Here is a 19,234-nt window from a genome sequence, read left to right as displayed (position 1 = left end):
CTCCGCCGGGCCGGAACGGCATTCGGTGAACCGGGCAGGGAGTCGACCAGCAGCAGGCTCAACAGGGCGCCGTCGAAGACCCGGTAACGCACCAGGTCCACCCGCTCTGGCAGCCACTGCACTGCCACCCGGTCATGATGCGAGAACCCGGCCGCGATGCACACCATCCGCCGACGCCGCCAGCCAACCGACTCCGCCGCCTCCGCGCCCAGCACCTTCCGCACGAGCGCCTCGAACTCGTGCCGCGCCGACTCCAGCCACGACAGGTACGAGACCGCCTGCGACAACACCCCGCTGTCGGAGCCCTTCTTGAACTCGATCACCACCGGGGCGCCGTTCTCGTCCAGCCTCAGCGTGTCGATCCGCCCTCGATGCCACGGACCCGTCGCGTACTCCGACGCCAGAAACCGGATAACCAGCATCCGCTCCAGACCGGCCTCCACCCGCCGCTGCAGCTCCACCTCCAATGCCACCGTCGAGCCGGACAACTCGACATCCCGTCCGTCGGCATCCTGCCGAAACAGCATCAGGTCAGCCACCAGCGTCCCCTTCCGCGATCTGTACAAGGGAGGGAATCGAAAGGGTCCGACGCGTATTCCGGAATGAGAGGAGAGACGCGGTTGGGAGGGGGACAACGTGCATTCGCACTCGGTGGTTGGTGTCCCGGTGCAAACAGCGCTGACGAGCTCGGATGCGTCAGCGGCAGACACGACGGTGGCTACCGAACCCCCGGCTGCGCTGGCCGGTGCGAACTGCCGGAGGCTGGTCTCTCATCGGCTAAAGCCAGCTGAGAAGTAGCAACTGGGGCCCCGTCGTAACGAGGAGCGGCGGGACGGCCCGTGACAATTCGATCAGCCGATGATGGCGACTGGTGCGTCCCAGGCGTTGCGGTCGACGTTGATGGTGTGGCCGCCGCGAGTTTCCTTGCTGTTGGCCTTGTACTGGTGGCCGCGGCTGTGGTTGGTGTACAGCTTCGGGTCCCAGGGCCAGTCCTTGGTGGTGGTCTCCTGGCCGTTCCACAGGGCGTACCACAGGTTGCCTGGCAGGTCCGTGCGGTCCTTGGCGGTGGCGATTGCTTTTGCGCTGGAGCTGCTGAAGCCGTAGAGGCCCGCGCGGTAGGTCTTGGCGCGCAGGGTCTTGGTGAACGACCGCACGTAGGCGAGGGTGGCGTCGTTACATGCCTTGTCGGCGATGTCGTAGGACTCCATGTTGAGGTAGATCGCGCTGCCAGCCTTCATGCCGAGCGCCGACGCCTTGGTGACCGCGTCGTTGGCATTGGCGGCGCCCACCGAGGCTGCAGTGGCCGCGGTGAATCTCTCCTTGTTGAGGCTTTTCTGGCAGGGCGGCTGTGCGCCGACATACAGAGGGATGATCCGCCAACCGAGGATGTTGACCGAATTCACCCAGGGCTTGGTGAGATTTGGCTGGGCGCAGCCCCGGTTCTTACCGCCGATGTAGACGGCGACGCCGCCGTAGTGCGCGTCCTTCTTCCACGCCTTCATCGCGGTGAGCGAGGGAGCCGTGCAAGCGTCGAAAGCTCGCCCGGTGTAAGTCTTCTGTGCGGGCCACGCCGTGGTGGCCATCGAGGTCTGCGCCGCGATCCCGGAGCCGGCCACGACGACGATACCGCTCACCGAAAAGGCGATGTAGCGGCCCTTTTTGGACAGCCGATGCTTCGGCATTTCCCCACCCCATAGAAATCAGATGCCGGATTCCCGTATGGCGCTCACTCTATCCTCAGGCGGCACAACCGCAGCAACCTGCCAGGGGGCGTTGAAGCCCTGACAGGAGCCCTGGCGGTGAACGTCACTACGCAGGCTGACTGCGGGTTCTCGGCGTACGAGCGACGGCTAGGCGCCGCAGGAAACCGGGATCGGCCTCCATCCCGAGATACGCAATCCCATCGGCCCGTGAGCTGGCGAATCGTCGCCCACTTTAGCGGCTGGTCGGTGAAGGAGTCGAGCTCGAATCGGCGGGAACGACGGTACCGATGAGGTCTGCCCGCCAGAGGACGATCTGCGTTGTACCGAAGCCGTACCACCTACTCCGCGGACGCTTCGAAGTCGTGAGTCCTCTTCTGTCCACCACCGGAGACGTTTCTCATCGTCAGCGTGGACGCTGTACGGAGCTGTGGTGAGGGCCGCTGGTCGGCCGTTGACAAGCCAGGCCACTGAATGGTCCAGCCAACGATGGTCCAGGTCGAACGAATTGGTGCACATGTCGTGGGGCGGCGTCTGCTGACACGTCGCTGGAGCCAGCGAGGACAACACCCAGACGCGCTCTGCCGTAGGCCGTGGTCCTCGGCCCAGGCGGCCAGGGTCTCCTGCGCTGCGCGCTGGGCTCGGTCGGCGATCTCGAATCTAGACCGTACTTCTCTCGGAACGCGTCCATTCGCCGGAGAGAGGCGTTCTTACGCGGAGCGTCGCATGGGGTACCGGGTACTGCTCTGCAACTCGGACATGTCTGAGTCATTGCGTACGCGTGCATCGGAGAAAAGGGGAGATCGGACTTGGAATTCTTGTTTCCGCTGGAAAATCTCGGGTTCATTCTCTTGGAGGAGATCAGGATGGCGGTGCGCCGAGTCGGTCCCAGGGGACCCAGTAGGCGCGAAGGGGCGGGCCGGCGGGGCTGCCGCCGATGCGCGAGAGACCGCAGGCTTTCCATCGTGGTGCGTTTCGATCCACGAAAGACCGCCCTGGCCAACTTGAAAAAGTGGGTGGGCCCTCACACCGCCTTGGCCGAGGAGCGGGAGCAATTCTCCGCCGCATTAGCCGCACATCGAAGAAGGCCGCCGTAAGCGTGACTTTGCCGACGTCCTCCACGAACTGATGGAAGAGTTCCTACGGCTCAGCCAAATGGAAACCCGCCAGTAGGCCGGGCGAGAACTCGGAACTTTCCTACACCAGCTTTTCACCCTCTTCGATCTCGAGCCAACACTCGCCTACAATCTGATGGGCGAGCAGATCGACGGCGCGATCTACTACAACACCGATCACTACATCGTGGAAGCAAAGTGGCTGGGCGGCGCAGTCGAGGCGGAGCGCATGACAAATTTCGACGGCAAGGTTCGCCGAAGGAGGAAAAACGCCCTGGGCCTGTTCGTGAGCATCAACGGCTTCTCGAACGGCGGAAAGGAACTCTTCAAACGTGGCACATCCTTCATCACCATGGACGGGCACGACCTCTTTTGCGTGCTTGAGGCTCGGATTCGCTTGGACGACCTGATCAGCGCTAAGCTCCTGCACGCCAACCGTACGGGTGACTGCTACTTCCCGGCGTCGGAGATGCACATCTGACGCCCAGTCCCCTGTGAAAGAGGATTCGAGACCTACGGATTACAAGACCGTGAGTGTTCGTGCCGTGTGGTGCCTGGTGGTGTGCAGAGCGACGTTTTACCTGATCAGAGTATGTGCAACTGATTGACCCGTGCCGCCTCGCATTACGTTGTTCAAAGGCGTCCGGCCACCGACTGGCCACCGGCTGATCACGAACAGCCGTCTCATGAGGGCGCTAGGCGGGTTGTAGGTCTTACACAGTCCCCGCTGCGACCGATCCAACTCCTGCGGGAGCATCTTCACGAGATCTCATCAGCAACGGGCAAGAGTCATCATGATGGGGTGTAGTCACTACCCCAAAATGCGTGCCCGTAGCCGGGTCTCCTTGACCGCAAGACTCGCAAGAGCGAGCGGCTTACTCGGCCACGACGGTCTAGACCGTCTGATTCGGAAGTACCGACACCAGAGCCATGTGAAACAACCATGAGTCATAGCACGTCCCCTTAACGTGTGATTTTCTGCATCTAGAAAGGCCCTCGATGGGCAGGAAGTCGCGGGCGAACCCCGGCAAGCCGGAAGAGTCAGCCGACAATCAGATGGAGCTGTTCGGCGCCACGCCCTCGCGGGTCTCGAAGCGACCCTCAGGGCCTCCTCCACGAAGCAAGATCCTTAACGGTCTGGTCCTCGGTATCGCTCGACAGACCGGCCGCCACTACGGTGAGATCAACGCCAGTTTGAACCCCGGACGACGCCCGTCTCGCCTACGTTGCCGTTACCCGTGCAAGAAGGCATCTCGACCTGCTGCTTCCCGGGCAAGGGCCAATAGACTTTCGGCGTCCACCTGCCTGACGAGATTGGGGAACGTATCCAATCTGGAGATGTCCGTCATCAACTCAACGGTGAACTCTCGGTAATCCGCTTCGCGATCCATCAGCATTTTGACGAGCTGAGCCGAGGTCTGCCGCTTCGGTGCGGTGAAGTCGAGGACCACTAGCAACTCAGGGTGCTCGCGCAGTCGGCGACGTAGATCTTCCTGATAAGGAATCTTGTTCCAGTTGATCGTGGTAAGCGCCTCGATCAACGCGCCGTACGCGTCGGGGTGGATCTTCTTCACAGTTTCTGACCGCGCTTCTGCCATGGCTCGCACCCCCCAGTGGCCCGACGGCTACTCTGCCGTCCTTAAGGCCGTCAGATTGTATTCGCCCGAACCGGGCGACTGACGTGCCCGGACGGGGAGGACGAGGCGCCGGAGACCCGGAGACCACCCTGCAGATCCGCCCGGTGATCGTTCGCCCAGGGACTTTTCAGGGACTTTCGCGTCTGTCCCAGGGCCGATCCAGGGACTTTCCGCCGTGCAAGCAGGGAAGGCCCTGACAGCGCTGAAAGATATAAACGCACTGGTCAGGGCCCATCCGCCTAGCACTCGATGATGTTCACCGCGAGCCCGCCCCGGGCGGTCTCCTTGTACTTGACCGACATGTCCGCGCCGGTCTCCTTCATCGTCTTGATGACCTTGTCCAGGGACACCTTGTGGCTGCCGTCGCCGCGCAGCGCCATCTTCGCCGCCGTCACCGCCTTGACCGCCGCCATGCCGTTGCGCTCGATGCACGGGATCTGTACGAGGCCGCCGACCGGGTCGCAGGTCAGGCCGAGGTTGTGTTCCATGCCGATCTCGGCGGCGTTCTCGACCTGCTCGGGGCTGCCGCCCAGCACCTCCGCGAGCGCGCCCGCCGCCATCGAGCAGGCCGAGCCGACCTCGCCCTGGCAGCCGACCTCGGCGCCCGAGATGGACGCGTTCTCCTTGAAGAGCATGCCGATCGCGCCCGCCGCGAGCAGGAAGCGGACGATGTCGTCGTCCTTCTCGGCGTCCGTGTGCCCGGCGGCGGCGAAGTTCAGGTAGTAGTGCAGCACGGCCGGGATGATGCCCGCCGCGCCGTTGGTGGGGGCGGTGACGACCCGCCCGCCCGCCGCGTTCTCCTCGTTGACCGCCATCGCGTAGAGGGTGATCCACTCCATCGCGTGCGCCGCCGAGTTCCCCTCGGCGCGCAGCTGACGGGCCGAATTGGCCGCGCGGCGGCGGACCTTGAGGCCGCCGGGCAGGATGCCCTCGCGCGTCATGCCCCGGTTCACGCAGGCCCGCATGGCCTCCCAGATCTCCAGCAGCCCGGCCCGGATCTCGCTCTCGGTGCGCCACGCCTTCTCGTTCTCCAGCATCAGCCCGGAGATCGACAGGCCGGTCTCCCGGGCCAGCCGCAGCAGTTCGTCACCGCTGCGGAAGCGGTACGTCAGCACCGTGTCGTCCAGCTTGATCCGGTCCTCGCCCACGGCGTCCTCGTCCACGACGAAGCCGCCGCCGACGGAGTAGTACGTCTTCTCCAGGAGGACCTGCCCCTCGGCGTCGTACGCGGAGACCGTCATGCCGTTCGCGTGGTACGGCAGCGCCTTGCGCCGGTGCAGCACCAGGTCCGCGTCGAAGTCGAACGGGATCTCGTGCATCCCGAGCAGACTGATCCGGCCCTCGGCCCTTATGGCGTCCACCCGGGCGTCGGCGGACTCGATGTCGACGGTGCGGGGCGACTCGCCCGCCAGGCCCAGCAGCACCGCCTTGGGCGTCCCGTGGCCGTGGCCGGTGGCGCCGAGCGAGCCGTACAGCTCGGCCCGTACGGAGGCGGTGTGGGCGATCACGCCCTCGTTCTTCAGCCGCCGCGCGAAGAGTGCCGCCGCGCGCATGGGGCCGACCGTGTGGGAGCTCGAAGGCCCGATGCCGATCGAGAACAGGTCGAAGACCGAGATGGCCACGGAGGACTCCTTGCGGGGGTGGTAGACGCCGTTGTCTGCCGGGGTGGTGCAGAGAACCGTACGTAGGGAAGGAACGGTGCGGGGCACCGCACACGCCGGTCGGGCGCGCGCGGTGCCCCACGGCCGCGGTCGTGGTGACTACAGGCCGGGGTACAGCGGGTGCTTCGCCGCGAGCGCGGTGACCCGCGCCGCCAGGGCGTCGCGGTCGAACTCCGGCTTCAGGGCCGCCGCGATGACGTCCGCGACCTCGGTGAAGTCCTCGGTCGTGAAGCCCCGGGTGGCCAGCGCCGGGGTGCCGATCCGCAGGCCGGAGGTGACCATCGGCGGGCGCGGGTCGTTCGGGACGGCGTTGCGGTTGACCGTGATGCCGATCTCGTGCAGCCGGTCCTCGGCCTGCCGGCCGTCCAGCTCGGAGTTCCGCAGGTCGACCAGGACCAGGTGCACGTCCGTGCCGCCGGACAGGACGGAGACGCCGGCCTCCGTCACGTCGTCCTGGACCAGCCGCTCGGCGAGGATACGGGCGCCGTCCAGGGTGCGCCGCTGGCGCTCCTTGAACTCCTCGCCCGCCGCCACCTTGAACGAGACCGCCTTGGCCGCGATGACGTGCTCCAGCGGACCGCCCTGCTGGCCGGGGAAGACCGCGGAGTTGATCTTCTTGGCCAGCTCCTGGGTGGAGAGGATCACGCCGCCGCGCGGGCCGCCCAGCGTCTTGTGCGTGGTCGTGGTCACGACATGGGCGTGCGGCACCGGGTTGGGGTGCAGGCCCGCGGCGACCAGACCGGCGAAGTGCGCCATGTCGACCATCAGGTACGCGCCGACCTCGTCGGCGATCCGGCGGAACGCCGCGAAGTCCAGCTGGCGCGGGTACGCCGACCAGCCGGCCACGATGAGCTTCGGCCGCGACTCCTTGGCCAGCCGCTCCACCTCGGCCATGTCGACCTGACCGGTCTCCTCGTCGACGTGGTAGGCGACCACGTCGTACAGCTTGCCGGAGAAGTTGATCTTCATGCCGTGGGTCAGATGCCCGCCGTGCGCCAGGTTCAGGCCCATGATCCGGTCGCCCGGCTTCAGCAGCGCGAACATCGCCGCCGCGTTGGCCTGCGCGCCCGAGTGCGGCTGCACGTTGGCGTGCTCCGCGCCGAACAGCGCCTTGACCCGGTCGATCGCGATCGTCTCGATGACGTCGACGTGCTCACAGCCGCCGTAGTAGCGGCGGCCCGGGTAGCCCTCGGCGTACTTGTTGGTCAGGACGGAACCCTGCGCCTCCATGACGGCGACCGGGGCGAAGTTCTCCGACGCGATCATTTCGAGCGTCGACTGCTGGCGGTGGAGCTCGGCGTCGACGGCGGCGGCGACGTCGGGGTCGAGCTCGTGGAGGGAGGAGTTGAGGAGCGACTTCGAAGACATCACAGTCCCTGGGGTCTCAGTTGCCGGAGAATTCGGTGTACTCGTCGGCGGAGAGCAGGTCCTTCGGCTCCTCCGTGACACGCACCTTGAACAGCCAGCCGCCCTCGAAGGGTGCGCTGTTCACCAGCGAGGGGTCGTCCACGACGTCCTGGTTCGCCTCGGTGACCTCTCCCGACACCGGGGAGTACAGGTCGCTGACCGACTTGGTCGACTCCAGCTCACCGCAGGTCTCGCCCGCGGTCACCGTGTCGCCGACCGCCGGGAGCTGGGCGTACACGACGTCGCCGAGGGCGGTCGCCGCGAACTCCGTGATGCCGACCGTCGACACGCCGTCCTCGGCGGTCGACAGCCACTCGTGCTCCTTGCTGTAGCGCAGCTGCTGGGGGTTGCTCATGTCGTGAATTCTCCTGTACGCGGGGGAGTGGTGGTGAACACATGTCTTGCGGAGTGAGACGCGGGCACGGCGGCCCACGGCTCCCGGGCGGTTACTTCCGGCGCTTGTAGAAGGGCAGGGCGACGACGTCGTACGGCTCGACCGTGCCCCGGATGTCCACCCCGACACCGGCCGTGCCCGCCGCCGCGTACGGGGCCTCCACGTACGCCATGGCGATCGGGAGGCCCAGTGTCGGTGACGGCGTGCCCGAGGTGACATGGCCCACCACCTGACCGCCGGACACGACCGGGTAGCCGGAGCGCGGCACCCGGCGGCCCCGGGCCACCAGGCCGACGAGCGTGCGCGGGGGCGCGGTCGCGGCGCGCTCGGCGGCGGCCTCCAGCGCCGTACGGCCCACGAAGTAGCCCTCCTTCTCGAACTTCACGACCCGGCCCAGACCCGCGTCGAAGGGCGTGAGACCGGTCGTCAGCTCCTGCCCGTACAGCGGCATCCCGGCCTCCGTCCGCAGGGTGTCGCGGCACGACAGCCCGGCCGGCACGAGCCCGACGGGCTCCCCCGCGGTCATCAGGGCCTGCCACAGCCCTTCCGCGTACCGGGGCTCCACGAACAGCTCGAAGCCGTCCTCACCCGTGTAGCCGGTACGGGCGATCAGCGCGGGCACCCCGGCGACGACACCGGGCAGCCCGGCGTAGTACTTGAGCCCGTCCAGATCGGCGTCGGTGAGCGAGGAGAGGACACCGGCCGACTCGGGGCCCTGGATCGCGAGCAGCGCGTACGCGTCACGGTCGTCCCGCACCACCACGTCGAAGTCGGCGGCGCGGCCGGTCAGCTCGTCCAGCACCACCTGCGCGTTGGAGGCGTTCGCGACGACCAGGAACTCGGGGGACTCGCTCGCGTCCAGCCGGTACACGATCAGGTCGTCCAGGATGCCGCCGTCCTCCTGGCAGATCATGGTGTAGCGGGCGCGGCCCACGGCGAGGGTGCCGATGTTGCCGACCAGCGCGTAGTCCAGGGCCTCGGCGGCCTGGGTGCCGGTGACGGTGATCTCGCCCATGTGGGAGAGGTCGAACAGCCCGGCCTTCGTACGGACGGCGAGGTGCTCCTCGCGCTCACTGGCGTACCGCAGCGGCATGTCCCAGCCGGCGAAGTCGGTCATCGTGGCGCCCAGCGAGCGGTGCACGGCGTCGAGCGCGGTGAGGCGCGGGGCGTCGGGACCGGCCGCTTCGGGGGCGGGGGTGTGAGACGAATTGCTCATAGGTGTGGCTCCCAGGGCATGACAGAGAGGACAATCCTCCCCATCTGTCATCGGAACCTGAGAGGTTCATCACGACCGGACGGACACGCACGCACGTACACGCACGGGTACGGAGGTCATGACTTGCACCTTGGGTGGAACCGCCCCGGCGGCGGTTCGCTTTTCAGATCTGCCTCGTCCGCGCGGTACTGGGCCTGAGAGATTCAAGGGAGGAACTTGCTCCTTCGGCGCCCGGCACCCACGGTGACCAGGACTCTCCCGCGCGGATTCGAACGGCCGGTATGGAGTTGGCGCGCACATCATCGCACGCGACGGCGGCCGGGGGGAGGGAGGGCGCCCGGAAAACGCTTGGTACCGCATTACCAGTTCTTTACACTTCAGGGGAAGGGTTCATCGGCCACGGCGATGGACCCGACAGGGGGAGGGGCGATGACGTTGCAGCGGTCCCGTGCAGGCGCGTTCGCGACGACGGCGGGGGTGCCGGCCCAGTCGGCGGTGGTCCCCCGCAGGGCGCCGGCGCTGGTGGTGCCGGTCATCAGGGACCTCCGTGAACGGGGGCGGCGGGGGCCCCGGCGCCTGACGTTCGCCGAGGGCGACCTGGTCGTCGTCTCCGGACTGCCGGGCAGCGGGAAGTCGACGCTGATCGGCCGGACCGCGGCCGGACGGGGCATCGACTCGCAGGACACCCGCGACCGCTGGGCGCGGCGGCTGCCGGCGCGACTGCCGTACGCCGTCTACCGGCCGCTCGTACGCCTCGCGCACTACGCCGGGCTGCGGCGCGCGCTGCGCTCCGGCGCGAGCGTGGTGGTGCACGACTGCGGCACCCAGGCGTGGGTACGGCGCTGGCTGGCGCGCGAGGCACGGCGGCGCGGCAGACGGCTGCACCTGCTGCTGCTGGACGTGCCCCCGACGACGGCCCGCGCGGGCCAGCGCGAACGGGGCCGGGGAGTCTCCGGTTACGCCTTCGCCCGCCACCGCCGCGCGATCTCCCACCTGGTCACCCACGCGGAATCGGACCGCCTCCCACGCGGCTGCACCTCCGCGATCCTCCTGGACCGCACCTCGGCGGGCACCCTGACGGGGATCGACTTCCCGGGGAACTGACGCGCGAGGGGCGGCTTCGTCGTCCACGGCGGCAGCGGCAGCTACGTCCCGCCCGCACGCGTGACGGACGACGGATCCGCCGGTGGCCGGCGCGGTCGGATCTCGGCGGCGCGTCGCCGGCGTCGTGCGCCGGGCGCCCCGGCGGACTGCGCCGCTGCGTCCGGCGGGAGCGATGCGGACGCCGTCCGGACGGCACACCGGCAACTGGTCCCGCCTGTCGGCCGCTGGCGCGTCGCCCCCGTCGCACGCCGGGCGCTCCCGGCGGATCGTGCCCCCGCGTCCGGCGGGTGCGGCGCGGACGCCGCCCGGACGGCTCGTCGTCCGGGCGGCAGCGGCAGCTGGTCCCGCCTGCATGCGGGACGGCGACCTGGTCGGCCGCCGGCGGACGGATCACGGCACCGGCCCGCAGCGGCAGCCCCCGAACCGGCCCCCGCCGGGGGTCCGGACCGGGCCGGCCGGGTCGGCCCCGTACCGGCCGCCCCGCACCCGCACCCCCTCGGCCACTGCGGCAGCGCCCCCGTGGCGCTAGGGTTCTGCGCGAACGTGTGCGCGATACGGGAGAGTCAGTGAACACAGCATGGCCGGGCAACGAGCTGGAGGAGGTGCTCGCCGCCTCGGTCGGGGTCGGCGGGGCCGGCGGGCGGCTGGTCGAGGTGCTCGGGCGCAGCCAGATCTGGGTGCCCCTGCCCAACGGCGGCGGGCCCGACAGCCGGAGCCTCGATCTGCCCACCCTGGAGATCGAGGGCGCCCCCTATGTCCCCGTCTTCAGCTCCGAGCAGCAGTTCCTCCAGTGCGTCGGGGCCCATATGTCCTTCACCGTCGCCCCGGCCCGCGAGTTCGCGCGCGGGCTGCCGCCGCAGCTCGGCATCGCCGTGAACCCCGGCGGTGCCGTCGGCGCCCCGCTGCCGCCGCCCGCCGTCGCCGAGCTGTGCCGGGTGGGCCGTACGCCGCTCGACGGGCCCGCGAACGGCGGCCGGGTACGGCTCTTCGAGCCCGACTGGCAGCAGGACCCCGTGGACTTCCTGACGGCGGCGGCCGAGGAGTTCGAGGCGGCCGGTGTCGTTCTCACCGCCCGCCGCGCTCTCGCCAGCATCGAGGGCGAGCCCCCCGTACTCTTCGTCGGCGTCCAGGTCTCCTCCTGGGAGGGCGCCGGGAGCGGCGCGCCCATGGACGCGCTCGGCCGGGCGCTCGGCCGGGTCCGGGCGGGCTGGCCGGTCAATCTCGTCCTGCTGGACGCCGTGACGGACCCGGTCGCCACCTGGATGCTGGAGCGGGTGCGGCCCTTCTACCAGCGGACGGCCGTTCCGCCGGGGTGACACGCCGTCGAAACCGGCTCCGGAACCGGCCATGACCCGCCGGACTAAGCTGGTTTGATGGCCGGACCGGTACGGGCCTGAAGCGGGGAGGCCGGTCCGAATGGTGGACGACGAGGGGCGGGACCAAGAGTGAGCGCGTCAGGCACCGCGGCGACGGGGCAGGTCGAGCACATGCTGCGCCAGGTGACGCCAGGGCGCTTCGACGCCTACGAGGCACTGCTCCAGGCACTCGCCGACGGCCCGTCGGGCCAGGTGTGGATGCTGCTCTGGCACGGCCGGCCGGGCTCCCCCGACGCGCAGTACGGGAACATGGAGGTCGACGGTCTCGGCTACGCGCCCTGCGTCACCTCCGCCCAGGAGCTGTCCGTCAGTGGCTGGAACCGCGCGCACGAGGTCGTCACCGGCCTCGACGTCGCCCGCGCCCTCTACCCCGAACGCTGGGGGATCTGGCTGAACCCGCACGCGGCGGGCGGCGGCGTCGGCATCCCCTGGACCGACCTGCGCCGCATCGCCACCGGCCTCGACCGGATGCCCGCCGGACCGCTGCGGCTGTCCGAACCGGCCGTCGAGATCCCGCAGTTCTACGCCCTGCTCACGCAGAACGCGCACCGCACCCACGCCGTGCGGTCGCTGCGCCGTGCCTGGGTCCATCCCGCGCTGGGCGCGCCGTACCTCGCCATCGGTCTGGATCTGTACGACACCAGTCCGGGCTCGGTCGACGCCGTCCGCGCGATGATGCAGCAGTCGATCGGCGCGGTCCCCGAGGGCCTGCCGGTCTCGACCGTCGCGATGTCCGACGAGTACGACCCGGTCACGATGTGGCTGCGGGCGAACACCCGGCCGTTCTACGACCGGGAGGCCCACGGGGCCCCGTCGCCCGCGTCCGGTTACGGCTACCCGCCGACCGCTCCGCCGGCCTACTGACCCCGCCCGCGCGCCGGAGAGCGCCGGAGAAGGCCGCTGCCGGGGCGAGCCGGCCCGACCGGTCGGTGGATACCGAGAGTGACGGCCAAACATGGCCAAATCCGCCCCGTGCTTCCGCTCAGCAGTCGACAACGTCCGGATAACGGTAGCTGTCTGACTCCATCACGTTTGGGCAAACATTCCCTTTACCCCCTGGCGGGTGATCACTAACGCAATGAAGACTCCCGGCAGCGGGGACCATCGGTCCCCTGTGCGAGCGGCACAGCATCGCTCCACGGGAAGCCCCTGACGGACGCTTCCGCGAACACCGGCACCGATGTGTGCGCCAACTGATGCGAGACAGGCCGTGACCACGGCTGGTACGGGGCCGGCCACCGCCGGCCAGGAGGGGTCGAAGACGTTGTGACCGCACCGATCGAGACCACCAAGTCGGCTGCCGAAGTGCAGCCGGAGGCAGTGCTCACGGGCGCCAAGCAGAGCCAGATCGAAGGCCGCTCACTCGGCCGAATAGCCTGGACGCGCTTCAAGCGCGACAAGGTCGCCGTGGCGGGCGGCATCGTTGTCATCCTGCTGGTCCTGCTGGCGATCCTGGCCAAGCCCATCCAGGACATCTTCGGTCTCGACCCCAACGAACTGCACCAGGACCTCGTCGATCCGCAGCTCCTCGCCCCCAAGGGCGCCTGGGGCGGGATGAGCTGGGACCACCCCCTCGGCGTGGAGCCCGGTCTCGGCCGTGACCTGCTCGCCCGGATCATCGAGGGCTCCTGGGTCTCGCTGCTCGTCGCCGCCGGAGCGACGCTTCTCTCCGTGGTCATCGGCGTGGTCCTCGGCGTCGTCGCCGGTTTCTACGGCGGCTGGGTCGACGCCTTCGTGAGCCGGCTGATGGACACCTTCCTCGCCTTCCCGCTGCTGCTCTTCGCGATCTCCATCTCCGCGGCACTCCAGGACGGCGCGTTCGGGCTGAGCGGGCTGCCCCTGCGGATCGGGGTGCTGATCTTCGTGATCGGCTTCTTCAACTGGCCCTACATGGGCCGGATCGTGCGGGCCCAGACCATGAGCCTGCGCAAGCGCGAGTTCGTCGACGCGTCGCGGAGCCTGGGAGCGAGGGGACCTTTCATCCTCTTCCGGGAGCTCCTGCCGAACCTCGTGGCGCCGATCCTCGTCTACTCGACGCTGCTGATCCCCACCAACATCCTCTTCGAGGCCGGTCTGAGCTTCCTCGGCGTGGGCATCGCCCCGCCGCAGGCGTCCTGGGGCGGCATGCTCACCACCGCCGCCGACCTCTACACGGTCGACCTGCACTACATGCTCGTGCCCGGCATGGCGATCTTCATCACCGTGCTGGCCTTCAACCTGCTGGGCGACGGGCTGCGTGACGCACTCGATCCCCGCAGCAAGTAACCCCCCGTACCACCAGCACCATCCACAGCGGCCGACCTTCAGCTCCGTGCCGTATCCATTGATATAGAGGGGCTTTCCTCAGGATGAAGACCAAGAAAGCGACAGCTGTCCTGGCGACAGCCATCGTGCTGGCGCTCAGCGCGTCGGCTTGCGGCGGCTCGGACAGCAAGGACGAGAACAACGACAGCAAGGGTGGTTCGGCAGCCGCCGACGCCGGTCTGACGTCGATCGTCAACACGTCGGACAAGAAGGGGGGCACCGTCACCTTCGAACACTCGGACGTGCCGGACTCCCTGGACCCGGGCAACACGTACTACGGCTGGGTGCAGAACTTCTCCCGGCTGTACGGCCGCACGCTCACCACCTTCAAGCCGGCCGCCGGCGAGGCGGGCCTGGAGGTCGTTCCCGACCTCGCCGAGTCGCTGGGCGAGCCGAGCGCGGACGCCAAGACCTGGACGTACAAGCTCCGTACGGGCGTCAAGTTCGACGACGGCAGCCCGGTCACGTCCAAGGACGTCAAGTACGCCATCGAGCGCAGCAACTTCGCGCCCGAGGCCCTCTCGAACGGTCCGACCTACTTCAAGGCGTACCTGGAGGGCGGCGAGGCGTACAAGGGTCCCTACAAGGACAAGGCCCCCGAGGGCCTGAAGTCCATCGAGACCCCGGACGACCAGACCATCGTCTTCAAGCTCAACAAGCCGTTCGCGGACATGGACTACCTGGCCTCCTTCTCGCAGACGGCCCCCGTGCCGCAGGCGAAGGACAAGGGCGCCGCGTACGTCCAGCAGATGGCGTCGTCGGGCCCGTACAAGTTCGAGTCCTACGAGGAGGGCCGCGGCGCGACCCTCGTGCGCAACCCGCACTGGGACAAGGCCACCGACCCGATCCGCCCGGCGCTCGCCGACAAGATCACCATCAAGTTCAAGGTCAACCCGACCACGGTCGACCAGAACCTGATGAGCGGCAACATCACGGTGGACGCCGCGGGCACCGGCCTTCAGACGAAGACCCAGCCCAAGGTCCTGACGAACCCGAAGGAGAAGGCGCGTACGGACAACTCGTACGCCGGCGCCACCTCCTACATGGCGCTGTCGACGAAGGTCAAGCCGTTCGACAACCCGGACTGCCGCAAGGCCGTCCAGTACGCGCTCGACAAGTCGTCGGTCCAGGCCGCGCTCGGTGGTGACACCAAGGGTGACGTGGCGAGCACGCTGCTCCCGCCGACGGTCAACGGTTACCAGAAGTTCGACCTGTACCAGACCGAGGGCAACAAGGGCGACGTCACCAAGGCCAAGGCCGCTCTCGCGGACTGCGGTCAGCCGAACGGCTTCACGACCAACCTGACGGCCCGTTCCGACCGCCCCGACGAGGTCCAGATGGCCACCGCCATCCAGGCGTCGCTGAAGAAGGTCGGCATCAACGCCGAGATCAAGCAGTACCCGTCCGGCAAGTACTTCAGCAACTTCGCCGGTGTCCCCAGCTACGTCCACGAGCACAAGCTCGGCATGATGATGATGGCGTGGGGCGCCGACTGGCCGACCGGCTTCGGCTTCCTCGACCAGATCGTCAACGGCTCCGCCATCAAGCCCTCGGGCGGCAACAACCTGATGGAGCTGAACGACCCGGGCGTCAACAAGGCCCTCCAGGACGGTATCGCCGAGACCGACGCCGCCGCCCGTACCAAGGCGTGGGGCGAGGTCGACAAGCTGGTCATGGAGAACGCCTCCGTGGTGCCGCTGGTCTACCGCAAGAACCTGCTGTACCGCCCGGACAACGCGACGAACGTCACCGTGACCCAGGCGTACCTCGGCATGTACGACTACCTGCTGATCGGCTCCACCACCTGATCCACCGGTAGAGCCCCTTTCAACCCCCGAATTGCCTGAAAGGCAGGTGAAGGCTTCGGGTCCGCCGGCCGGGTCACCCCCGGCCGGCGGCCCGGCGCCGATCGGCTGTGACTGCGTACATCATCCGACGCGTGATCGCCGCGGTAATGCTGTTGCTGGTGGTCAGCGCAGTCACCTTCGCGATCTTCTTCCTTGTCCCACGGCTCGGTGGGCAGACGATCGACCAACTGGCGGTCCAGTACGTCGGTAAGGACGCCAACCCCGACTCCGTCGCCGCCGTCAAGGCGAACCTGGGGCTCGACCAGCCCCTCTACACCCAGTACTTCGACTTCATCAAGGGCATCTTCGTCGGCGACGAGTTCACCTTCGGCCCGGACCCGTCGATCTGCCACGCCCCCTGCTTCGGCTACTCCTTCAAGACGCACGTCGAGGTGTGGCCCCAGCTGATGGAGCGCGTGCCGATCACGTTCTCCCTCGCCGTCGGCGCCGCCGTGATCTGGCTGCTCTCCGGTGTCGCCATCGGTGTCCTCTCCGCGCTCAAGCGGGGCTCGGTCTTCGACCGGCTCGCGATGACCGCGGCCCTCGCGGGCGTCTCGCTGCCGATCTTCTTCACCGGCATGCTCGCGCTGGCGGTGTTCACCGTCCAATGGCCCCTGTGGGACGGCATCAACTACGTCCCGTTCACGGAGAATCCGGCGGACTGGGCCTGGAACCTGATCCTCCCCTGGTGCAGCCTCGCCTTCCTCTACTCCGCCCTGTACGCCCGGCTCACCCGGGCCGGGATGCTGGAAGTGATGGGGGAGGACTACATCCGTACGGCACGGGCCAAGGGCCTGCCGGAGAGCACGGTCGTCGCCAAGCACGGACTGCGCTCCGCGCTGACGCCCATCGTCACGATCTTCGGCATGGACTTCGGTCTGCTGCTCGGCGGCGCCGTCATCACCGAACAGGTCTTCTCCTTCCAGGGCATGGGCCAGTACGCCATCGCCTCGGTGAAGGACGCCGACCTGCCGATCGTGATGGGCGTGACCCTCTTCGCCGCCTTCTTCATCGTCGTCTGCAATCTGCTGGTGGACCTGGTGTACGCCGCCATCGACCCCAGGGTGAGGTACTCGTGAGCCAGGTTTCCAAGGAGCAGTCGGCCGTACGGGTACCCGGTCCGGCGTCCGCGCCGGGGGAGCCGTTCCTCTCCGTACGCGACCTGCGTATCCACTTCGACACCGACGACGGTCTGGTGAAGTCCGTCGACGGCGTCAGCTTCGACGTCCACGCCGGCAAGACCCTCGGCATCGTGGGCGAGTCCGGCTCCGGCAAGTCGGTCACCTCGCTCGGTGTGATGGGCCTGCACCGCTCCGCCAACGCCGCCATATCCGGCGAGGTCTGGCTGGACGGCGAGGAACTGGTGGGGGCCGACCCCGACCACGTACGGCGGCTGCGCGGCCGGAAGATGGCCATGATCTTCCAGGACCCGCTCTCCGCGATGCACCCGTACTACCGCATCGGCTCGCAGATCGTGGAGGCGTACCGCGTCCACCACAAGGTCCCCAAGAAGACCGCCCGCACCCGGGCGATCGAGATGCTGGACCGGGTCGGCATCCCCGAGCCGCAGAAGCGGGTGGACAGCTACCCGCACGAGTTCTCCGGCGGTATGCGCCAGCGCGCCATGATCGCCATGGCCCTGGTCAACAACCCGGAACTGCTCATCGCCGACGAGCCGACCACCGCCCTGGACGTCACCGTCCAGGCCCAGATCCTCGACCTCATCAGGGATCTCCAGAAGGAGTTCGGCTCCGCCGTCATCATGATCACCCATGACCTGGGGGTCGTCGCCGAGATGGCCGACGACCTGCTCGTCATGTACGGCGGGCGGGCCATCGAACGCGGCCCGGCGGAGCGGGTGTTCTACGAGCCGCAGCACCCCTACACCTGGGGCCTGCTCGGCTCGATGCCCCGCATCGACCGTGAGCAGACCGAGCGGCTCATCCCCGTCAAGGGACAGCCGCCGTCGCTCATCAACGTGCCTCAGGGCTGCGCCTTCAACCCGCGCTGCCCGTACGCGGACGTGCCCAAGGACGGCGTCACGCGCACGGAGCGCCCCGAGCTGAAGCTGGTCGGCCCCGGGCACCACTCCGCCTGCCACATGTCGCAGGAGGAGCGGACCACGATCTGGACCGAAGAGATTGCGCCGAAGCTGTGAGCGCCGACGCCGTGAGCAACGCAAAGGACACCGCTGTGGCGGACAGGCCCGTACTGGACAAGGACACGGCGGGTGAGCCCCTGCTGAGGGTGGAGGGGCTGGTCAAGCACTTCCCCGTCAAGAAGGGGCTGTTGCAGCGCCAGGTCGGCGCCGTCAAGGCGGTCGACGGGCTGTCGTTCGACGTCCGGGCGGGCGAGACGCTGGGCATCGTCGGCGAGTCCGGCTGCGGCAAGTCGACCATGGGCCGGCTGATCACCCGGCTCGACGAACCGACCGGCGGGCGCATCGAGTTCCAGGGCCACGACATCACGCACATGTCGGCGGGGAAGATCCGTCCGCTCCGCCGCGACGTGCAGATGATCTTCCAGGACCCCTACTCGTCGCTGAACCCGCGCCACACGATCGGCACGATCGTCGGCGCGCCGTTCCGGCTCCAGAAGGTGGAGCCCGAGGGCGGCGTCAAGAAGGAGGTCCAGCGGCTGCTGGGCCTGGTGGGTCTGAGCCCCGAGCACTACAACCGCTACCCGCACGAGTTCTCCGGCGGTCAGCGCCAGCGCATCGGTATCGCGCGGGCCCTGGCGCTCAGCCCGAAGCTGGTCGTCGCCGACGAGCCGGTCTCGGCGCTGGACGTGTCGATCCAGGCGCAGGTGGTGAACCTGCTGGACGACCTCCAGGACGAGCTGGGCCTCACGTACGTGATCATCGCGCACGACCTCTCGGTCATCCGCCATGTCTCGGACCGGATCGCCGTCATGTACCTCGGCAAGATCGTCGAGCTGTCGGACCGCAAGTCGCTGTACGAGCGGCCGATGCACCCGTACACGAAGGCGCTGCTGTCCGCGGTGCCGGTGCCGGACCCGAGGCGGCGCGGCGTCAAGAGCGAGCGCATCCTGCTCCGGGGCGACGTGCCGTCGCCGCTCTCGCCGCCGACCGGCTGCCGGTTCCACACCCGCTGCTGGAAGGCGACGGAGGTGTGCCGGACGGTGGAGCCCCCACTGATCCAGCTGGAGCCGGGCCACGAGGCGGCCTGCCACCACCCGGAGAACGCGCCGGACCAGATCCCGGACGACACGACGGTGCTCGCCTCGGCGCGCGAGGCGATCGCGCTCGTGGGCGACGCCGTGGCCGGGGGCGCCGCCGCCCGGGAGGCGGCTGCCGGTGACCCGGTGGCCGGAGACCCGACGACGGCCCCGGTGGCCGGAGACCCGACGACGGCCCCGGAGGTCGCAGACCCGACGACGGCTCCGGAGGTCGCCGAGCCGCCCGGTGGGTTCACCAAGGAGTAGCCGGCCGCGCCGTACCCCCGGCGCAGGTG

15 protein-coding genes and 1 riboswitch are annotated in these 19,234 nt (G+C 68.5%); of the genes, 9 read left to right on the top strand and 6 right to left on the bottom strand.

All coding sequences use genetic code 11. The features are described 5' to 3' along the window. Window positions 1-851: 851 nt before the first annotated feature. Window positions 852-1,682, bottom strand: a complete 831-nt coding sequence (locus OG875_RS07875) for a glycoside hydrolase domain-containing protein (RefSeq protein WP_330173499.1) — start codon at window positions 1,680-1,682, stop codon at window positions 852-854. A gap of 1,269 nt (window positions 1,683-2,951) precedes the next feature. Here OG875_RS07875 and OG875_RS07870 point away from each other — a divergent pair. Next, window positions 2,952-3,296, top strand: coding sequence for a restriction endonuclease (locus tag OG875_RS07870; RefSeq protein WP_330173498.1), 345 nt, complete (start codon window positions 2,952-2,954; stop codon window positions 3,294-3,296). Between the two features lie 751 nt (window positions 3,297-4,047). Here OG875_RS07870 and OG875_RS07865 read toward each other — a convergent pair. From OG875_RS07865 to gcvT, 5 genes are all read right to left on the bottom strand, one after another. Further along, window positions 4,048-4,413 (bottom strand): hypothetical protein, encoded by a 366-nt coding sequence (locus tag OG875_RS07865; protein WP_330173497.1) that lies wholly within the window; start codon window positions 4,411-4,413, stop codon window positions 4,048-4,050. 278 nt (window positions 4,414-4,691) lie between these two features. Next, the gene (locus tag OG875_RS07860) at window positions 4,692-6,074 is read right to left on the bottom strand and encodes an L-serine ammonia-lyase (protein WP_330173496.1); all 1,383 of its coding nucleotides are present in this window, start codon (window positions 6,072-6,074) and stop codon (window positions 4,692-4,694) included. A gap of 138 nt (window positions 6,075-6,212) precedes the next feature. Continuing rightward, window positions 6,213-7,481 carry a serine hydroxymethyltransferase gene (gene glyA, locus OG875_RS07855; RefSeq protein ID WP_330173495.1) on the bottom strand — a complete coding sequence of 423 codons (1,269 nt, stop codon included), beginning with the start codon at window positions 7,479-7,481 and terminating at the stop codon, window positions 6,213-6,215. Window positions 7,482-7,497: 16 nt separating this feature from the next. After that, a complete protein-coding gene (gene gcvH / locus OG875_RS07850; RefSeq protein ID WP_330173494.1) occupies window positions 7,498-7,875 on the bottom strand; it encodes a glycine cleavage system protein GcvH in 378 nt (125 codons plus the stop codon). A gap of 91 nt (window positions 7,876-7,966) precedes the next feature. Then, the gene (gcvT, locus tag OG875_RS07845; protein ID WP_330173493.1) at window positions 7,967-9,130 is read right to left on the bottom strand and encodes a glycine cleavage system aminomethyltransferase GcvT; all 1,164 of its coding nucleotides are present in this window, start codon (window positions 9,128-9,130) and stop codon (window positions 7,967-7,969) included. Between the two features lie 173 nt (window positions 9,131-9,303). Further along, a riboswitch (glycine riboswitch) is annotated at window positions 9,304-9,401 on the bottom strand. Window positions 9,402-9,559: 158 nt separating this feature from the next. On the opposite strand from gcvT, the gene OG875_RS07840 reads away from it, so the two are divergent. The 8 genes from OG875_RS07840 to OG875_RS07805 all read left to right on the top strand — a co-directional run bounded on the left by OG875_RS07840 (window position 9,560) and on the right by OG875_RS07805 (window position 19,205). Continuing rightward, entirely contained in the window at window positions 9,560-10,234 is a 675-nt protein-coding gene (locus OG875_RS07840) for an AAA family ATPase (RefSeq protein WP_330173492.1), read from the top strand. 566 nt (window positions 10,235-10,800) lie between these two features. Then, entirely contained in the window at window positions 10,801-11,550 is a 750-nt protein-coding gene (locus OG875_RS07835) for an enhanced serine sensitivity protein SseB (RefSeq protein ID WP_330173491.1), read from the top strand. A 129-nt stretch (window positions 11,551-11,679) separates the two neighbouring features. Next, the gene (locus OG875_RS07830; protein WP_330173490.1) at window positions 11,680-12,474 is read left to right on the top strand and encodes an enhanced serine sensitivity protein SseB C-terminal domain-containing protein; all 795 of its coding nucleotides are present in this window, start codon (window positions 11,680-11,682) and stop codon (window positions 12,472-12,474) included. 402 nt (window positions 12,475-12,876) lie between these two features. After that, a complete protein-coding gene (locus OG875_RS07825; RefSeq protein WP_330173489.1) occupies window positions 12,877-13,875 on the top strand; it encodes an ABC transporter permease in 999 nt (332 codons plus the stop codon). Window positions 13,876-13,958: 83 nt separating this feature from the next. Beyond that, window positions 13,959-15,722, top strand: coding sequence for an ABC transporter substrate-binding protein (locus OG875_RS07820; RefSeq protein ID WP_330173488.1), 1,764 nt, complete (start codon window positions 13,959-13,961; stop codon window positions 15,720-15,722). A gap of 107 nt (window positions 15,723-15,829) precedes the next feature. After that, window positions 15,830-16,840: an ABC transporter permease gene (locus OG875_RS07815; protein WP_330173487.1), complete on the top strand. Its 1,011-nt coding sequence runs from the start codon at window positions 15,830-15,832 to the stop codon at window positions 16,838-16,840. After that, window positions 16,837-17,919 carry an ABC transporter ATP-binding protein gene (locus OG875_RS07810; RefSeq protein ID WP_443079078.1) on the top strand — a complete coding sequence of 361 codons (1,083 nt, stop codon included), beginning with the start codon at window positions 16,837-16,839 and terminating at the stop codon, window positions 17,917-17,919. Before OG875_RS07815 ends, OG875_RS07810 begins: the two co-directional genes overlap by 4 nt. A gap of 35 nt (window positions 17,920-17,954) precedes the next feature. Further along, entirely contained in the window at window positions 17,955-19,205 is a 1,251-nt protein-coding gene (locus OG875_RS07805; protein ID WP_330173486.1) for an ABC transporter ATP-binding protein, read from the top strand. The last annotated feature ends 29 nt before the right edge of the window (window positions 19,206-19,234 follow it).

The organism is Streptomyces sp. NBC_01498, assembly GCF_036327775.1.
In the GTDB taxonomy this organism is placed as follows: domain Bacteria; phylum Actinomycetota; class Actinomycetes; order Streptomycetales; family Streptomycetaceae; genus Streptomyces.
Note: the sequence above shows the minus strand (reverse complement) of the source record. Positions and strands in the feature narration are given on the sequence as shown.